This window comes from Desulfuromonadales bacterium (assembly GCA_035620395.1).
Lineage (GTDB): Bacteria > Desulfobacterota > Desulfuromonadia > Desulfuromonadales > DASPGW01 > DASPGW01.
In genome coordinates this window covers 1-16,970 of record DASPGW010000120.1, presented here as the reverse complement: position 1 = coordinate 16,970, position 16,970 = coordinate 1, and the positions used below count along the sequence as shown (strand labels likewise).

18 protein-coding genes are annotated in these 16,970 nt (G+C 60.2%); 16 read left to right on the top strand and 2 right to left on the bottom strand.

Annotated elements, in window-relative coordinates:
• Positions 1-164: 164 nt before the first annotated feature.
• From VD811_06720 to ahcY, 4 genes are all read left to right on the top strand, one after another.
• Entirely contained in the window at positions 165-1,259 is a 1,095-nt protein-coding gene (locus VD811_06720; GenBank protein HXV20664.1) for a TIGR04283 family arsenosugar biosynthesis glycosyltransferase, read from the top strand.
• Positions 1,260-1,271: 12 nt separating this feature from the next.
• Positions 1,272-1,682 (top strand): PaaI family thioesterase, encoded by a 411-nt coding sequence (locus tag VD811_06715; protein HXV20663.1) that lies wholly within the window; start codon positions 1,272-1,274, stop codon positions 1,680-1,682.
• 95 nt (positions 1,683-1,777) lie between these two features.
• Positions 1,778-2,512, top strand: coding sequence for a hypothetical protein (locus tag VD811_06710; protein ID HXV20662.1), 735 nt, complete (start codon positions 1,778-1,780; stop codon positions 2,510-2,512).
• Between the two features lie 256 nt (positions 2,513-2,768).
• Positions 2,769-4,217: an adenosylhomocysteinase gene (gene ahcY / locus VD811_06705; GenBank protein HXV20661.1), complete on the top strand. Its 1,449-nt coding sequence runs from the start codon at positions 2,769-2,771 to the stop codon at positions 4,215-4,217.
• Positions 4,218-4,325: 108 nt separating this feature from the next.
• Here ahcY and lptG read toward each other — a convergent pair whose 3' ends face one another.
• On the bottom strand, positions 4,326-5,408 hold the full coding sequence (gene lptG, locus VD811_06700) for an LPS export ABC transporter permease LptG (protein HXV20660.1): 1,083 nt from the start codon (positions 5,406-5,408) through the stop codon (positions 4,326-4,328).
• Positions 5,408-6,592, bottom strand: coding sequence for an LPS export ABC transporter permease LptF (gene lptF, locus VD811_06695; GenBank protein ID HXV20659.1), 1,185 nt, complete (start codon positions 6,590-6,592; stop codon positions 5,408-5,410). The genes lptG and lptF overlap by 1 nt, the downstream gene beginning before the upstream one ends.
• Before the next feature lie 208 nt (positions 6,593-6,800).
• On the opposite strand from lptF, the gene rpsB reads away from it, so the two are divergent.
• The 12 genes from rpsB to ilvD form a co-directional block, all read left to right on the top strand.
• Positions 6,801-7,568, top strand: coding sequence for a 30S ribosomal protein S2 (gene rpsB, locus VD811_06690; GenBank protein ID HXV20658.1), 768 nt, complete (start codon positions 6,801-6,803; stop codon positions 7,566-7,568).
• Positions 7,569-7,709: 141 nt separating this feature from the next.
• Positions 7,710-8,624: a translation elongation factor Ts gene (gene tsf / locus VD811_06685; protein ID HXV20657.1), complete on the top strand. Its 915-nt coding sequence runs from the start codon at positions 7,710-7,712 to the stop codon at positions 8,622-8,624.
• Between the two features lie 12 nt (positions 8,625-8,636).
• A complete protein-coding gene (gene pyrH / locus VD811_06680; GenBank protein ID HXV20656.1) occupies positions 8,637-9,362 on the top strand; it encodes a UMP kinase in 726 nt (241 codons plus the stop codon).
• 5 nt (positions 9,363-9,367) lie between these two features.
• Positions 9,368-9,925: a ribosome recycling factor gene (gene frr, locus VD811_06675; GenBank protein HXV20655.1), complete on the top strand. Its 558-nt coding sequence runs from the start codon at positions 9,368-9,370 to the stop codon at positions 9,923-9,925.
• A gap of 37 nt (positions 9,926-9,962) precedes the next feature.
• Positions 9,963-10,127: a 4Fe-4S binding protein gene (locus tag VD811_06670; GenBank protein ID HXV20654.1), complete on the top strand. Its 165-nt coding sequence runs from the start codon at positions 9,963-9,965 to the stop codon at positions 10,125-10,127.
• Positions 10,128-10,268: 141 nt separating this feature from the next.
• The gene (locus VD811_06665) at positions 10,269-11,012 is read left to right on the top strand and encodes an isoprenyl transferase (protein ID HXV20653.1); all 744 of its coding nucleotides are present in this window, start codon (positions 10,269-10,271) and stop codon (positions 11,010-11,012) included.
• Complete coding sequence (locus tag VD811_06660) at positions 10,978-11,808, top strand: phosphatidate cytidylyltransferase (GenBank protein HXV20652.1); 831 nt, start codon at positions 10,978-10,980, stop codon at positions 11,806-11,808. The genes VD811_06665 and VD811_06660 overlap by 35 nt, the downstream gene beginning before the upstream one ends.
• Before the next feature lie 10 nt (positions 11,809-11,818).
• Positions 11,819-12,976 carry a 1-deoxy-D-xylulose-5-phosphate reductoisomerase gene (locus VD811_06655; GenBank protein HXV20651.1) on the top strand — a complete coding sequence of 386 codons (1,158 nt, stop codon included), beginning with the start codon at positions 11,819-11,821 and terminating at the stop codon, positions 12,974-12,976.
• 11 nt (positions 12,977-12,987) lie between these two features.
• A complete protein-coding gene (gene rseP, locus VD811_06650) occupies positions 12,988-14,319 on the top strand; it encodes an RIP metalloprotease RseP (protein ID HXV20650.1) in 1,332 nt (443 codons plus the stop codon).
• Entirely contained in the window at positions 14,316-15,035 is a 720-nt protein-coding gene (gene tsaB, locus VD811_06645; protein ID HXV20649.1) for a tRNA (adenosine(37)-N6)-threonylcarbamoyltransferase complex dimerization subunit type 1 TsaB, read from the top strand. Before rseP ends, tsaB begins: the two co-directional genes overlap by 4 nt.
• Before the next feature lie 70 nt (positions 15,036-15,105).
• The gene (locus tag VD811_06640; protein ID HXV20648.1) at positions 15,106-15,327 is read left to right on the top strand and encodes a DUF465 domain-containing protein; all 222 of its coding nucleotides are present in this window, start codon (positions 15,106-15,108) and stop codon (positions 15,325-15,327) included.
• 188 nt (positions 15,328-15,515) lie between these two features.
• Positions 15,516-16,970, top strand: a 1,455-nt coding sequence (ilvD, locus tag VD811_06635; GenBank protein ID HXV20647.1) for a dihydroxy-acid dehydratase, incomplete at its 3' end; no start/stop codon positions are given.

Here is a 16,970-nt window from a genome sequence, read left to right as displayed (position 1 = left end):
CAATCCCCCCACCCCCCCTCGATCCCCCCGTGTCCGGGGGGAAGGAAGGCCCCCTCTTCCCTCCATGATAACGCTAATGCCACCACTCCCTCCCCTGACAAGGGGAGGGCCGGGGAGGGGTTAGTCAGCGCCGGGGAGAGGTTAGAAAACGCCGTGGAGAGGTCATGACCGAACTCTCCGTCATCGTCCCCATCCTCAACGAAGCGGAAAACCTCCCCGCGCTCTTCGCCATGCTCGCCCGGCAGGAGCAGGTCGCCTTCGAGCTTATTCTCGCCGACGGCGGCTCGACCGACGGGACGGCGGTTCTGGCCGAGGAACTGGCGGCCGCATCACCGTTTGCGATCCGGATCGTCCGCAGCGAGAAGGGACGCGGACGCCAGCTCAACGCCGGAGCGAGGGCCGCCCGCGCCGGGACCTTTCTCTTTCTCCATGCCGACTCCGCTTTTCCGGACGCCCTGGCACTGCGCCGGGGATTGGATACACTGGCGGCGGCCCTTGCCAGGCGCGGGGACGGCCGCGCGGCCGGGCGCTTTGCCATGCGTTTCGATGTGCCCCCCGACCACTACGGCTTCGGCTATTATTACTACGAGTGCAAGGCGCGTCTGGGGCGGCCGGAGGGGATTCACGGCGACCAGGGGTTTCTACTTCCCCTCACCTTCTTCGGTTCGCTGGGGGGATTCGACGAGACATTGGAGTTGCTGGAGGACAACCGCTTCGCCGAGATGGTGCGAAGGGAAGGAGAATGGCTGCTGCTCCCCGCCGAAATCGTCACCTCGGCCCGGCGTTTTGAAGCCGAAGGTCTGTACGAGCGGCAGCTCCTCAACGCCCTGATCATGAATTTCGCCGCCATCGGCTGGGACGATTTCTTTCGGGCGGCCTCCGGCATCTACCGTCAGCAGGATCTCACCGGTCGTCTGCGGCTGCTCCCCTTTTTTCGGGCCATTCGGGATCTGCTGCGGCTGTGTCCGGTGCGCCGGCGTTTCGAGTTGTGGTACCGCACCGGCTGCTACGTGCGCCCCAACGCCTGGCAGCTCGCCTTCTTCCTGGATGTGCATCGCAATTTCCGCCGCGGGCTTCCGGCCGGGGGGGGGAGGACACCATGGCTGGACTGGTTCGACCGCTGGTACCCACCGCTCACCGATCATCCGCCGGGACGTCTCGCGGCGGCGGGACTGGTCTGGCTCTGGTTCCATCTGACCTTGCTGGGGCTGCGGTTACGGGATAAAGAAGTGCAGGTCGGACAATTTCCGCTCAACTGAAAGGATGCCATTATGCAACCGGCCACTCTCGAGTCGGGGAACGCCATCCCCCTGCTGCGTACCCTGGGAATCCGTCTGACCGAAATCGGCGACGGCCATGCCGTGATGGAGGTCGATGTGACGGACCAGCACAGCAACTATTTCGGCGGCGCGCACGGCGGTCTGATCGCCACCCTGGTCGACACGGTCTGCTTCTTCCCCCGGCCGTTCCTTCCTTCGGGGCGGCTGGTCACCACTTCTAATCTCAACGTCAACTATGTGCGGCCAGCTGCGCCAGGGGACCATTTGATCGCCCGCTCCGTGTTGCTGCACCTGGGACGACGTACCGCCAGCCTCAGCGTCCGGGTGACCAAGGGGACGGAAGAGTTGGTTGCCCATGGAACCGTCACCCTGATCGTACTCGAAGAGCCGGTCGCTGGTTGAGGTCTGCGTCGTTCACTGCGATAGGCTGTTGCCGGCAACTCGAGCCGTGTTAAAATAAATTAGTGAACATGATCGAGCATATCAGGGGTACCATCATGAGACGAGAGCTTCTGCAAATTGCAGTTCTTTGTTTTTCGCTGATACTGCTTGCCGCCTGTACGTCGTACAAGAGCCAGGAAGTCTCCTTCCGGGCGCCGTCGGCCTCGCCGAACATGCAGATCGTCGCCGGTGCTCAAGTAGCCGCCCAGGCCTATGCCGACCCGCGTGAAGCCCGGGAGGCCTTTGGTTTCGACATCCGCGGCGCCGGACTGTTGCCGGTTCAGGTCGTGGTCGATAACATGGGGACGCAAGGATTGCTGGTCGTGCCGGAGCAGACCTTTCTGATCGATGCGCAGGGCAACATGTGGAACCTGCTCGATCGGCGAACTGCTTATGAGCGCATGGAAAAGAGTTCTGAGTTTGCGCGCGTTGCCAAGAAAGCGGGGCGCGGCACGGCCTTCGGTGCGACGGGCGGAGCCCTGGTGGGAGCTGCGATCGGCATCCTTTCAGGGCAGAATGTCGGTGATGCCGCTCTCAAAGGGGCGGCCCTCGGCGGCGCCGGCGGGGCGGTGATCGGCGGCGGGCAGGAACTCGGTTCCGGGGAGAGCGCTCGGCAGATCTCCAGCGACCTGGCCAACAAGGAACTTGAGAACAAGACCATCCAGCCCGGAGACCTGGGTCGTGGTTTCCTCTTCTTCCCCGGTGAAGCCCCTTCGGCGGCAGCCTTAAGGCTGCAATTAAGGGAGGCTGAGAGTGGTCAGGTATACACCCGGACCTTCCCCTTGCTGTGAGGGATGCGAGGACAACCAGTCAAGCCGCAGAAAAGGCGGAGCGAAAGGCGCCGCCATTTTTGCGGCTTGACCGGCGGCCTTCCTTGTGTTAAACCGCGGGGAGTTTTTCGGCTGGCCGGGCGCTGCCGGCTTTGTCGGGAAAAGCTATTCTGTCGTGCCAGGGGAGGGTGAGACGCTGGAGGTTTTCATCCTCGTGGCGCAGCGGCCCTGAAGCACATTTGAAGACAAAACCTACACAAGGACTAGGATGAGAAAAATGAACGATTTCAAAGTCAAGGATCTGACCCTCGCTGTGCTGGGGCGCAAGGAGATCGAGCTGGCCGAGGTAGAGATGCCGGGACTGATGGCTCTGCGCGAGGAGTTCCGCGAGCAGCAGCCCCTCAAGGGGGCGCGCATCACCGGCTCTCTGCACATGACGATCCAGACCGCGGTGCTCATCGAAACGCTGCTGGAGTTGGGCGCCGAAGTACGCTGGGCCTCCTGCAATATTTTCTCGACACAGGACCAGGCCGCTGCGGCCATCGCCGTCGGCAAAAGCGGTACGCCGGAAAATCCCCGGGGGGTGCCGGTTTTCGCCTGGAAGGGTGAGACCCTCGCCGAGTACTGGTGGTGCACCGAGCAGGCCCTCGGTTGGCCGGACGGCAAGCTGCCGAACATGATTCTCGACGACGGCGGCGATGCGACCATGATGGTGCTCAACGGGGCCGACTGGGAGAAGAGTGGCGTCCCCAAGCTTGCTGCCGATGACCCTGAAGACTGGGTCGAACTGGTCACCTGCCTGAAGGAGTCGATCACCACGAAACGCAACGACTGGACGGCAATCCGTGACTCCATCAAAGGGGTGACCGAGGAGACGACCACCGGGGTGCACCGTCTCTATCAGTTGCAGAAGGAAGGGAAACTTCCCTTCCCGGCGATGAACGTCAACGACTCGGTCACCAAGAGCAAGTTCGACAATGTCTACGGTTGCCGGCACAGCCTGGTCGACGGCATCATGCGTGCCACCGACGTCATGCTCTCGGGGAAGGTCGCCGTTATCTGCGGCTACGGCGACGTCGGCAAAGGGTGTTGCCAGTCACTGCGCGGGCAGGGTGCACGCGTCATTGTCACCGAGATCGATCCGATTTGCGCGCTGCAGGCGCTGATGGAAGGATACGAGGTCAAGACCATCGAGGACGTGGTCGACAGCGCCGATATCTTCATTACCGCCACCGGCAACAAGGATGTCATCCGGGTCGAGCACATGGCGCGGATGAAACATAACGCCATCGTTGGCAACATCGGCCATTTCGACAACGAGATCGACATGGCCGCTCTGGCCAAAGTTGCCGGGATCAGGAAGTGCAACATCAAGAACCCCCAGGAACATGGCAATCAGGTTGACCAGTGGATATTCCCTGACGGCCACGCCATTATCATTCTTGCCGAAGGGCGTCTGCTCAACCTCGGCTGCGCCACCGGGCACCCCTCCTTCGTCATGTCGAACAGCTTCAGCAATCAGGTCATCGCCCAGATCGAACTGTTTGGCAACACTGGTGGCTACGGGAAAGAGGTTTACGTGCTGCCGAAAAGCCTGGATGAGAAGGTGGCCCGGCTGCATCTCGGCAAACTCGGCGCCCGCCTTACGATGCTCAGCCGGGAGCAGGCTGATTATATCGGGGTGCCGGTTTCGGGTCCTTACAAGTCCGGGCATTACCGGTACTGATACGTTCGAGCGAAAAAAGCAAAAGGCCCCGTCATTTATGGCGGGGCCTTTTGCTTTGCATATCATGCCGGTCTGACTTGTAGAGACGGCAAGTCAAACAAATACGGGTTACTCGCGAACCATCAGGAGAAGCCAGACGCCGAACAGCCCGAACAGGAGATTGGGTGCCCAGGCTGCCACAACAGGGGGAATGACGGAGGAGTAGCCGAAAGCCAGGAGCATTGCCTGAATGATATGGTACGAGATGCCGATCGCCACGCTGATGGTTATCCCCGTGGCCAGGCTGGCGCCTCGCTTCTTCTGCAGGGCGAACGGTATGCCGAGGAAGGCCATGATGACGCTGGCAAAAGGAGTCGCCAGGCGCGCATGCATGTCGACCCGGTAGCGGGTGGCATCGTATCCTTCTTCGGCAAGTTTCGTGGTCATTTTGCGCAGGTCCCTGACGCCGAGTTCCTCGGTCTTACGTTCGGCAGTGCGGAAATCGTCAGGTGTTTTGCTGAGCTCGGCGGATTTGCGATCATAGTGTTCGACCGTGGCCACCTCGGCTGCGTCGGTGGGAAATTGACGCACGGTCGTATTTTCAAACTGCCATTCACCTTTGACGTATGTTGCTTTAGGCGCGTCGATGCGCGATCGCAGCTGGAAGTCTTCGCCAATTTTAAAGATGGTGACCCCCTGCAGGGCATTTTTCTCCGGAAGCGCCTGGCGGACATTGATGATGGCATTCCCCTCGCGGAACCAGAGTCGGTCACGCTTGATAGCCAGCTGTGGCTTTCCCTTGACCTGGATCTGCAGAATGTAGTTCACCTTTTGGGCGCTCAGCGGAACGACGAATTCGTTGGCCACCTGCAGCATGCCGGTAATAAGCAAGGCCGTTGCCAGCAGGGGAACCGTGATCCGCCACAGACTGATGCCGCTGGCCCGCATGGCGGTCAGCTCGCTGTTGCGGGAGAGTCCGCCCAGGCTCATGAACACCCCCATAAGGACGGCCATGGGGGCAACCTGGACGACGATCATCGGGATTTTGTTGGAGAAGTAGAGAATGTACTGGGACAGGTGAGCCTTGTGCTCGATGAAATTGTCAACCCGCTCAAAAAAGTCGACCAGCAGATAAATGCCGGCGAAAGCGGCCAGCGCCAGACCGAAGACGCGGGCGAAAGCGGTCAGGATGTAGCGGTTGAGCAGATTCACTATTGACTCCCGCGCCCTTTGCGAAGGACGATGCGCCGAATGCCTGCCAGCAGACGATCGAGCTGGAGGAACTGCTTTTCCTGCGCCGACATATACAGCAGGAGGAGACTTCCGGTAAAAAACAGGGCATTTGGCGCCCAGATGATCAGTGCGGGGTTCAGGCCACCTTCCACGGCGAGGGTTTCGGCGAAGGAAAGCAGAAGATAGTAGAGCAGAAAAACCACCAACCCCGTGGCGAATCCGCCGCCCCGTCCGGATCGCTGGGAGCGGATGCCCAGGGGGACACCGATCAGTGCGAAGAGCAGGGGCGCCATCGGCAGGATCAGTCGGCGGTGCCATTCGACGGTCAGTCCGCTGCGCACGGCAGGGTCTTCCGCCAGGTCCCGGGCCATCTGGAGTTCGCTGGCGCTCAGCTCACTTTCCTTCTTGCGACGCTGCGGCGTGTCTGGCAACTGCTGGCCGAGGTTGAGGTTGATGTCGTATGTATTGAAGTCGATGACCTGGTAGTTGTCCCGCTCTTTGTCGCTGGGTCGCCGGTGGATGGTGCCGTCCTCCAGGCGAAGGGTAAGCGTGAGGGCGCTGCGGTCGGGGATTACCCGACCCGTTCGAGCCAGGATGATCGAGGGGGTGGAGCCGACCCGTTCATCGGAAATGAATACACCTTCCAGGGTTCCGCTTCGTTCCTGGATGTCACTGGCATAAAGAACGAGTCCGTCGAATTCGTCGTTGAAGACCCTGGGCTGAAAACCGGCGCTGGCACGACTGGTGGCGATCTGGAAGACTTGGGTGCGAAAAGCTGAATTGCCGGAAGGGCCGGCATCGAGAGTCAGGTAGGCGGTGAACAGGCTGGCCAGCACGGCCAGGGCAAGAACCGGTTTGAGCATGCCGTAAAGACTGATGCCGGAGGCCTTCATGGCGATGGTTTCGCTGTCGGCGGAGAGGCGGCTGAAGCCGAGCAGGACCCCGAGCAGAAATGCCAGCGGAATGGTGATGACCAGGAACGAGGGAAGCAGGTAGCCGAAGAGCTTGACGACTTCTCCGACGGGGATTCCCTTGTTGATGACCAGTTCCACCAGCTTGAGAATTCGCCCCATCAGCAGGACGAAGGTAAAGATAATCAACCCGAGGAGAGTCGGGATGGTAATCTCCCTGGCGATGTAGCGATGGATCCGGACGACAGACATGACCGCAGATGTTAGTACAGTTGCCAGGGCTTGTAAACCGCTTTCGCCCTGATTTTTTTCTTGTCAGCCGGGAAGTCGTGTGGTATACACGCACGTTATACAAAAACGCACGCTCCCGGACCTGTCGGAGAGGTGCCCCGGAAGAAATCGGGGCTCCGGAAGGGATGAAGGGGGCGGAGGTCCTTAACCAGAAAAAGGAGAAAAACCGATGTCCCAGATCACCATGAAGCAGCTGCTCGAAGCCGGGGTTCATTTCGGTCATCAGACCAAGCGCTGGAATCCCAAGATGAAGCCCTATATTTTCGGGGCACGTAATGGCATCTACATCATCGACCTGCAGAAAACCGTCCGTTACTTCAAAGGCGCCTACAGCTTCGTCAAGGACACGGTGGCCAACGGAGACAAGATTCTTTTCGTCGGCACCAAGAAGCAGGCGCAGGATGCCATTGCCGAAGAAGCCTTGCGGGCGGGGCAATATTATGTCAACAGCCGTTGGCTCGGCGGTATGCTCACCAACTTCTCCACCATCAAGGGGAGCATTGATCGGCTGAAGAAAATCGAGACCATGTCTCAGGACGGCACTTACCAGCTGATCACGAAAAAAGAGGCTCTCAACCTGGAGCGGGAAAAGGCCAAGCTGGAAAAGGCCCTGGGCGGCATCAAGGCGATGAACAAGCTCCCCGGCGCCATTTTCGTCATTGATCCCAAGAAGGAGACGATCGCCATCAAGGAAGCACGCAAGCTTGGCATTCCCGTCGTCGCCGTTGTCGATACCAACTGCGACCCTGATGACATCGACTACATCATCCCCGGCAACGACGACGCCATCCGCGCCATTCGTCTTTTCGCCTCCCGCATCGCCGACGCCTGCGTCGAAGGGGTGCAGGACCGCGAAACCGTTCTGCGTTCCGATGCCGAAGGTGGCGAGACGGCTGCTGTTGAAACTACTACCGGCGAGCAGGCTGCCGAAGCCTGATTTGCAGTTTTGCGTGAATGAGCAAGGCGGCCGGCTTTCAGCGGGCCGCCTTTTTTCCGGCAGCGACGCGACAGGCCGAGCCGGGCTTCGCCCAGTCGGCCAGAGACGATTCCCAGTCATTACCAAGATAGGAGGTTTTCCGTGGCAAACATTACCGCATCGATGGTTGCCGAACTTCGTGCCCGTACCGGCGCAGGGATGATGGATTGCAAAAAAGCCCTGGCCGAGACCAACGGCAATCTGGATGAAGCTATCGACACCCTGCGTAAAAAAGGACTCTCTGCGGCCGCCAAGAAGGCAGGGCGGGTCGCGGCTGAAGGGATGATCGTTGCCGCCGGCGAGATGAACCGCGGCGTGATCGTCGAAGTCAACTCCGAGACCGACTTCGTGGCCAAAAACGAAGGCTTTCAAAAATTTGCCGCCGGTGTTTCCGAGGCAGCTCTCCGCACCGCCCCGGCCGATTTGGAAGGCCTTCTGGCGCTTCCCTTTCCGGGCACCGGACGCACCGTCGCCGAAGAGCAGACCCACCAGGTAGCCACCATCGGTGAAAACATTAGCGTGCGCCGCTTTGCCCGCTTCGAAGTCCCCTCCGGAGTGGTGGCATCCTATGTCCACGGCGTCGGCAAGATCGGGGTGCTGGTCGAACTGGCCACCGCCAAAGCGGCTGACGAGCGGGTGGCCTCTCTGGCCCGGCAGCTTGCCATGCACGTGGCCGCGGCCAATCCCCAGTACCTGAACCGCCAGGAAGTTCCTGCCGTGGTGGTGGAGAAGGAAAAGGAGATCATGCGGGTCAAGGCCAGGGAAAGCGGCAAACCCGACAATATCATTGAGAAGATCCTCGAGGGGCAGATCAATAAATTTTACGGCGAAGTCTGCCTCCTCGAGCAAGCCTATGTCATCGATCCTGACCAGAAAGTGGGCAAGGTGGTCGAGGCTCTGGGCAAGGAGATCGGCAGCGAAGTCAGGCTGAGCCGTTTTGCCCGTTTCCAGCTCGGTGAGGGTATTGAAAAGAAGGCGGACGATTTCGCTGCTGAGGTCGCGGCCCTCAGCAAGTAACGGGGAGACGACATGACCGGGGCAAAAGCGAAGTACGGCAGAATCCTGCTCAAGCTCAGCGGTGAAGCGCTGGCCGGCAAGCAGGGTTACGGAATCGATCCCGAGGTGATCGCCGACATTGCCTCGGAGGTACGTGAGGTGGTTGAGCTGGGAGTCCAGGTTGCCCTGGTCATTGGCGGCGGCAACATTTTCCGCGGGGTGGCCGCAGCCTCCCGGGGGATGGACCGGGCCAGCGCCGACTACATGGGGATGCTGGCGACGGTGATGAACAGCCTGGCACTGCAGGACGCCCTGGAGCAGCTGGATGTCAAGACCCGGGTCCAGTCGGCCATCGAAATGCAGGAGGTCGCCGAGCCTTACATTCGCCGTCGGGCGGTTCGTCATCTGGAAAAGGGACGGGTCGTCATCTTTGCCGCTGGCACCGGCAATCCGTATTTCACCACGGATACGGCGGCGAGCCTGCGGGCCATGGAAATCGGCGCTGAGATCATTCTCAAAGCGACCAAGGTAGACGGCGTCTACAATGCCGATCCGTTGAAGCACAAGGATGCTGTCAAATATTCCACCCTCACCTATCTGGATGTACTCAAGATGGGGCTGCAGGTTATGGATGCTACCGCTACCTCCCTGTGCATGGACAATAACCTGCCCATCGTGGTTTTTGATCTGACCCGCCGGGGGAACATCAAGAGGGTTGTTCTCGGCGAGCCGATCGGTACGATCGTCAAAGGAGAATGAACGCCATGGTCAAGGATGTCCTCAATAAGACCAGGGTCGGAATGGAGAAGTCTATCGACGCCCTGAAGAAGGATTTCACCAGGATCAGAACTGGACGTGCGTCCACCAGTCTGCTCGATGACATTCGGGTCGATTATTACGGGACGCCAACACCTCTGAGTCAGGTTGGAACCCTGGTCGTTCCGGAACCGCGTCTGATTACCATACAGCCCTGGGAGAAGAAGCTGATTCCCGAGATCGAAAAGGCCATCCTGAAATCGGATCTGGGTGTTAACCCCGTCTCGGACGGCAACTTGATCCGGATCGCCATTCCGCCGCTGACGGAGGAACGCCGCAAGGACATGGCCAAACAGCTCAAGCGCTTGGGGGAAGAGGCTAAAATCGCCATCCGTAATACCCGGCGTGACGCGAATGAATCCCTCAAAAAGCTCGAGAAGGAAAAGGAAATTTCCGAGGACGATCTGAAAAGGGGCGAGAAGGAAATTCAGGAACTCACCGACCTCTTCGTCAAGAAGGCAGACGAGGTCGTAGCGATCAAAGAAAAGGAAGTGATGGAGATCTGAGAAATTCTCCATCCGAAAACCCAACAAGGAGGATATCATGGCTCTCAAGATTACCGACGAATGCATCGCCTGCGGCACCTGCGTGGACACCTGCCCGGTTGGCGCCATCGCCGAGGCCGGCGACAAGTATGCCATCAGCGACGACTGTACCGAATGCCAGGCCTGTCTGGACAGCTGTCCGGTCAACGCCATTACCGAGTAACCGCTCGAAGGCAAAAGGGGCGCCTCCAGCGGCGCCCTTTTTGCCTCCCCCCGCCCACCTTCCCCTCTTGTCTGACCGTTCTTTTCGTGTTAGCCTTAACCCTCATTTTTTGCGACGAACCCTGACTGCCGGTATTGCAGCATGCGTCAACCCCGACATCTCGCCATCATTATGGACGGAAACGGGCGCTGGGCTGAACAGCGCGGTCTGCCCCGCATTGTCGGCCATCAGCGAGGGGTCGAGGCGGTCAAGACCGTTGTTCAGGAGTGCCGTTCCCTTGGGCTCGACTACCTCACCCTCTATGCGTTCAGTTCCGAAAACTGGGGTCGCCCGGCCGAGGAAGTGAGCGCCCTGATGGGGCTTTTGTGCCGATATCTGGAAAGTGAGCTAGAGCCGATGCTGACGCGTGGCCTGCGTCTTCAGGTTATCGGTGAAACCGGCCGTCTGCCGAGCGAGGCTAGCCGGGTCCTCGAACAGGCCATGGCCCGAACTGCGGCCAATGACGGTATGGTTCTGACGCTTGCGCTTTCCTACGGTTCGCGGGACGAAATCGTCAGGGCCGTACGCTCGCTGACCGCCGAAGTTCTGGCCGGACGGTGCGTCCCCGAGGCGGTCGATGAAGCGCTGCTCTCCAGCTTCCTTGATACCCGCGGTCTGCCCGACCCCGACCTGCTGATACGGACCAGTGGCGAGATGCGGATCAGTAATTTTCTGCTCTGGCAGCTTGCTTATACCGAATTATATTTTACCGAAGTGCTCTGGCCTGATTTCGATGCCGCTGAACTGCATCGGGCGCTCGAGGAATACGCCGGCCGCCAACGCCGTTTCGGTCTGACCGGTGCCCAGGTGCATGGAAAGCAATCTCCAGAGGAGGACCATCATTAAACAGCGTATACTGACGGGAGTGGTATTGCTCCCTTTGCTGATCCTGTTTATCTATTTCGCCAGTGAGCCGGTTTTTATCCTTCTGGTCTGCGTGACGACGCTGCTGGCCCTTCATGAATTCTACACCATGGCACTTCCTTCCGCTCGGAGGCTGGAGCAGACCCTGGCGGTGCTGTCAGGGACAGCGCTGGTACCGTTAATATGGCTGGAGCGACCCGTCCTTTTAGCCGGGGCTCTGGTCCTGCTGGTCCTTTTCTTTGCGATCCTTTTCCTTTTGCGTTTTCGTGACCTGACGACCGTTACCCACCAGTTGGCCCTGCTGTTCTTCGGTTTTATCTATGCGCCGCTGTTGCTTGGCCATCTGGGACTGCTGCGTGCCCTGCCGAATGGCCGGGAATGGGTTTTTCTCGTCCTTCTGCTGGTCATGGCCAGCGACACAGCCGCCTACTTTACCGGCGTCAACTTCGGCAGGCGCAAACTCTATCCTGCGATCAGCCCCAACAAGAGCGTTGAGGGGGCCCTTGGGGGCCTGGCCGGGAGCCTGGCCGGTACCTTTCTGGCTCGGGCCTGGTTTTTCCCCACCCTGGAGGTTGCCGATTGCCTCTTTCTCGGGCTGGGATTGGGAATCCTGGCCCAGTTCGGCGATCTGTTCGAATCGATGCTCAAGCGCAGCTTCGGGGTCAAGGATTCGGGCACGCTGATCCCGGGCCACGGCGGCATTCTCGACCGGCTTGACAGCCTGCTCTTTGCCTTTGCGCCGGCCTATTATTACGCCCTCTGCTTTGTCGTCGGTTAGGGAGCCATAGATGAAAAATCTCGTCATTCTCGGTTCCACCGGCTCAATCGGCGTCAGCACACTGGAGATTGCCGCCGCTTATCCCGACCGCTACCGGGTGGTCGCCCTGACCGGGGGCAACAATCTGCGACGGTTGGCCGAACAGGTGCGTCAATTTCAGCCGCAGCTGGTTGCCGTGCTGACGGCGGCCGACGCCGAACGCCTGCGCTCTTCTCTCGGGCCGGGCCATCCGAAAATTCTCTTCGGCATCGAAGGCCTCATCGCTTGCGCAGTTCATGCTGACGCCCATCTTGTCGTTTCGGCCATCGTCGGAGCGGCCGGTCTGATGCCGACCATGGCTGCCATCGAGGCGGGCAAGAACGTGGCGCTGGCCAACAAGGAGACCCTGGTCGCCGCGGGCCCCCTGGTAATGGCTGCGGTGGCGCGCAAGGGGGTGCAACTCTACCCCGTCGACAGTGAGCACTCAGCCATTTTCCAGTCTCTCGAAGGGCACAGTAAAGCCGATGTACGACGTCTCATCCTGACCGCCTCGGGCGGTCCGTTTCGCGACCGGGCTCTGGCGGAACTGCGGCAGGTGACACCAGCGGACGCTTTGGCGCATCCCAACTGGCAGATGGGCCGCAAGATTTCCATCGATTCGGCGACCATGATGAACAAGGGGCTGGAGGTGATCGAAGCACGCTGGCTCTTCGATCTGCCCGCTGAAAAAATTGCCGTGCATATTCATCCGCAGAGCATTGTTCATTCGATGGTCGAATATGTGGACGGTTCCGTCATCGCCCAACTCGGCATTCCCGACATGAAAACCCCGATCGCCTATGCCTTGTCCTATCCCGAGCGCCTGTCTCTCAACCTGCCGCCGCTTGACCTCTGCGCGCTCGGTTCCCTGACTTTCTCGAAGCCCGATATGGAGCGTTTTGCCTGCCTGGGCCTGGCCTATGACGCCCTGCGTGAAGGGGGGACGGCGCCAGCTGTTCTCAATGCGGCCAATGAGGTGGCAGTGGAGGCCTTTCTGCAAGGAGAAATCACCTTTCTCGCCATCCCGGCGGTCATTCGCGGCACGCTGGAACGCCATCGCACCGAGCCTTTGACCCATCTGGACGAGGCAATTCGGGCTGACCGCTGGGGTCGCAGTGAGGCCCGCAGGATCATCGACTCCATCCCCTGACCGGAGGTTGCATGCTTACTCTGATTGCTGGCATCGTCATGCTCGGCATCCTTGTCTTTGTTCACGAGTTCGGGCACTTCTGCGTGGCCAAGCTGGCCGGCGTCAAAGTTCTCAAATTCTCGCTCGGCTTCGGTCCCCGCCTGGTTTCCCGGCAGTGGGGCGAGACCGAGTACATGATTTGCGCGGTTCCCCTCGGCGGCTATGTGCAGATGCTCGGCGAGGGCAGCGGCGAAGAAGGCGAAGCTGGAGAACTCAGCCCCGAAGAGCGCCTCCGCTCATTCGCCGACAAACCTGTTCTGCAGCGCACAGCCATTGTTGCAGCTGGACCGCTGATGAACCTGCTGCTGCCTTTTCTGATCCTTCCTGTCGCCTATATGGTGGGAATCCAGCTCCCCGCCTTCCTGGAGCGCCCTGCCTGCATCGGTCATGTGGTGGCCGATTCGGAAGGGGCCGCCGCAGGTTTCCTGGCCGGTGATTGTATCGTGGCCATCAATGACGAAAAGGTGGACACCTGGACAGACACCAGCCGGACTCTGATCTCGCATGCCGGTTCGCCGCTCGTTTTCACGCTCACCAGGGGAGAGACGACGGCCGAAGTTACCCTGACGCCCGAGGAGGGAGGCCTTGAAGGCCTGCAGTCACTCGGGCTGCTGCCCCGGCAGGAGGCCCTGGTCGGGGCGACGTCACCGGGGATGCCGGCGGCGGCGGCAGGAATGCAGGCCGGCGACAGGATTGTGGCGATTGATGATGCGCCGGTCGCCTCCTGGTACGATCTGAAGAAGATCATCCAATCCTCCGGAGGCAACCCACAGACCTTCACCGTTGAACGGAACGGCCAGATTCTGCAACTTTCCATCAAGCCGGTTCGCCAGGAGACGGATGGTGACGACTTTCTCGTTGGCATCGTTCCTCATCAGGAGAGCGTATTCAAACGTTTCGGTTTGCTCGAAGCTGTGCGCGCCGGGGCCGACCGGACCATGGAACTGGTCGAGCTGACTCTTGTCTTCATCCAGAAACTTTTCGCCGGCCATGTCTCCACCAAGAACATTGGCGGTCCCATCACCGTAGTCCAGATCGCTGGGCAGGCGGCCCAGACCGACCTTGCCAGCATCCTCTCGATTCTCGCTTTTCTCAGTATCCAGCTGGGGATCCTCAACCTCTTTCCCATCCCGATTCTCGATGGGGGACATCTTTTCTTCAACCTCTTCGAAATCGTGTTGCGTCGTCCGCTCTCCATGCGCGTCCGGGAGATCGCCCAGCAGGTCGGTCTGGTCCTGCTGATTCTGTTGATGCTGCTGGCCTTCTACAACGATATCGTCCGGATTTTTATCGGAGGGCAATGATGGGTGAGATCCTGCTTACCGTCGACACCTCTACGCCGGCGGGAAGCGTTGCAGTCAGCCGGGGAGAAACGTTGCTCGGCGAAATTCTTCTCAACGTCCAGAGCACCCATACCGACCGGCTGCTGTTGACGCTGCGCCAGTTGCTGACCGATACGGGCTTGCAACTGACGGACGTCGACGCCTATGCCGTTGTGCTGGGACCGGGCTCCTTTACCGGTCTGCGGGTTGGCGTGGCGACCGTCAAGGGCCTCGCTCTGGCCATGGGCAAGCCGGTCCTGGGGGTATCGACGTTGCAGACTCTGGCGATACAGGTCCCGTATCCCCGGCACTCCCTCTGTGTTTTGCTCGACGCCCGGAAAGGCGAAGTCTATGCCGGCCTGTATCACTGGGAAGGCGGCCGACCCATCCCGGCCCGGCCGGAGGTGGTCATTGCCCCGGAGGCGCTGCTGGAGGCCCTCGAGGGAGAGACGCTGTTTGCCGGTGACGGTGCTGTCGCCTATCGCACCCTCATCTCCCGCCGCCTCGGTTCCCGGGCGCACTTTGTTCCCTGGTCGCTGCATCCGCCCCGTGCCTCTGCCGCCGCTGTTCTGGCATTGGCTGCCCTGCGCGGAGGGGAGACGATTCCCCTGGCGCAGTTGGCACCCCGCTACATCCGCCTCTCCGAAGCCGAGATATTGTGGGCCCGGCGCAGCGCCGAGGGCGCTATAGAAGGTTGACAAGATTTCGGCCATTCGCTATTTTAAAATGGTCTTTTGCTCCTTGTTAACCCTTTACCGGGAGGTCACGATGGAGGACTACGATCGGACGTTGATTGAACAACAGTTTGATGGTAACCCGCGGTTTCGTCTGCTCTATGAGGAGCACCTGCTGCTCGAGAAGGAGTTGAACAACCTGAACCAGAAGGCCTACCTGACGCCCGAGGAGGAAGTGGAAAAGAAAAAGGTGCAAAAACTGAAACTTGCCGGCAAGGATGAGATGGAGCGTATCCTGAAAAACTGCCGGCAGTAAGTTCGAGGAATTTTAAACAGCAAAGGGTTCAGCCAGGAGTCTGAACCCTTTGCTGTCAGGCATTGGATTGTTTTGTTTATCTGAAGCTGGAATTTGCCGGGCGAAGTGCTCGGGCAACGGGGGTCGTGCGACCCCTGTCCTTTTATTCACCGTCGGCACGGAATCTTTTAAAGGAACTGAAGAAATCGATGACAGCCAAACGCAGCGACGCGATCACTAAAGGTTTTGAACGTGCCCCCCAGCGCGCTCTGCTGATGGGAACCGGGGTCCCCCGCGAACAGATGGACCGCCCCTTCATCGGTATCGCCACCTCCTTCACCGACCTCATCCCCGGCCATATCGGGATGCGCGACCTCGAGCGATTCATCGAAAAGGGGGTCCACAGCGGCGGCGGCTATTCCTTCTTTTTCGGTATCCCGGGGGTTTGCGACGGCATCGCCATGGGCCACAAGGGGATGCACTACTCGCTGCCCACCCGTGAATTGATTGCCGACATGGTCGAGTCCGTCGCCGAAGCTCACCGTCTTGACGGTCTGGTGCTGCTGACCAATTGTGACAAGATCACCCCCGGCATGCTGATGGCGGCCGCCCGGCTCGACATCCCCTGTCTGGTGGTCACGGCCGGGCCGATGCTTGCCGGCCGCGGTCCCGAGGGGCGACGCTTCTCTTTCGTCACCGACACCTTCGAGGCGATGGCCCGTTACAAGGCTGGCGTCATTGATGCCCAGGAGCTGCTGGTTTGCGAGGACCAGGCCTGCCCGACGGCCGGTTCCTGCCAGGGACTCTTTACGGCAAACACCATGGCCATCCTCACTGAAACCCTCGGCATGAGCCTGGTGCGCTGTGGTACCGCGCTGGCGGTTTCCTCACTGAAGCGACGTATCGCCTTCGCCTCCGGCGAACGGATCGTGCAACTGGTGCGCGACAACATCACGCCTCGGCAAATCATGACCCGAGCGGCCTTTGAAAACGCCATCCGTGTCGACCTGGCGCTGGGCGGTTCGAGCAACACCGTTCTGCACCTGCTGGCGATCGCTCGGGAAGCCGGGGTGGAGCTGCCGCTTGAGACCTTTGATGAGCTCGGTCGAACGACTCCCCAGCTTGCCTCGATGAACCCCGGGGGCAAGCACTTCATGGAGGACCTCGACGCTGCCGGCGGCGTGGCTGCAGTTCTTTACCAGTTGCGTGACCGCATCACCGACAATCCCACCCTGACCGGGCCGACGGTCAAACAGATTGTCGACAGCGTCGCCCGGGTCGATGAGGAAGTTGTTCATCCGGTAAGCGACCCGGTTCGCCCGGAGGGAGGGATCGCCATTCTGCACGGAAACCTGGCGCCCGATGGTGCAGTCGTCAAGCAATCGGGAGTCTCGGAAAAGATGATGCGCTTCGAAGGCCGGGCCCGCTGCTTCGATTCCGAGGAGGGTGCCATGGCGGCCCTGATGGGCGGCAAAATAGTCCCCGGCGAGGTGGTAGTCATCCGCTACGAAGGTCCCAAGGGCGGCCCCGGCATGCGCGAGATGCTGGCGCCGACCGCCACCCTGATGGGGCTGGGTCTCGGCGAAAGCGTAGCGCTGATCACCGACGGCCGTTTTTCGGGAGGGACCCGCGGCCCCTGCATCGGCCACATCTCGCCCGAGGCG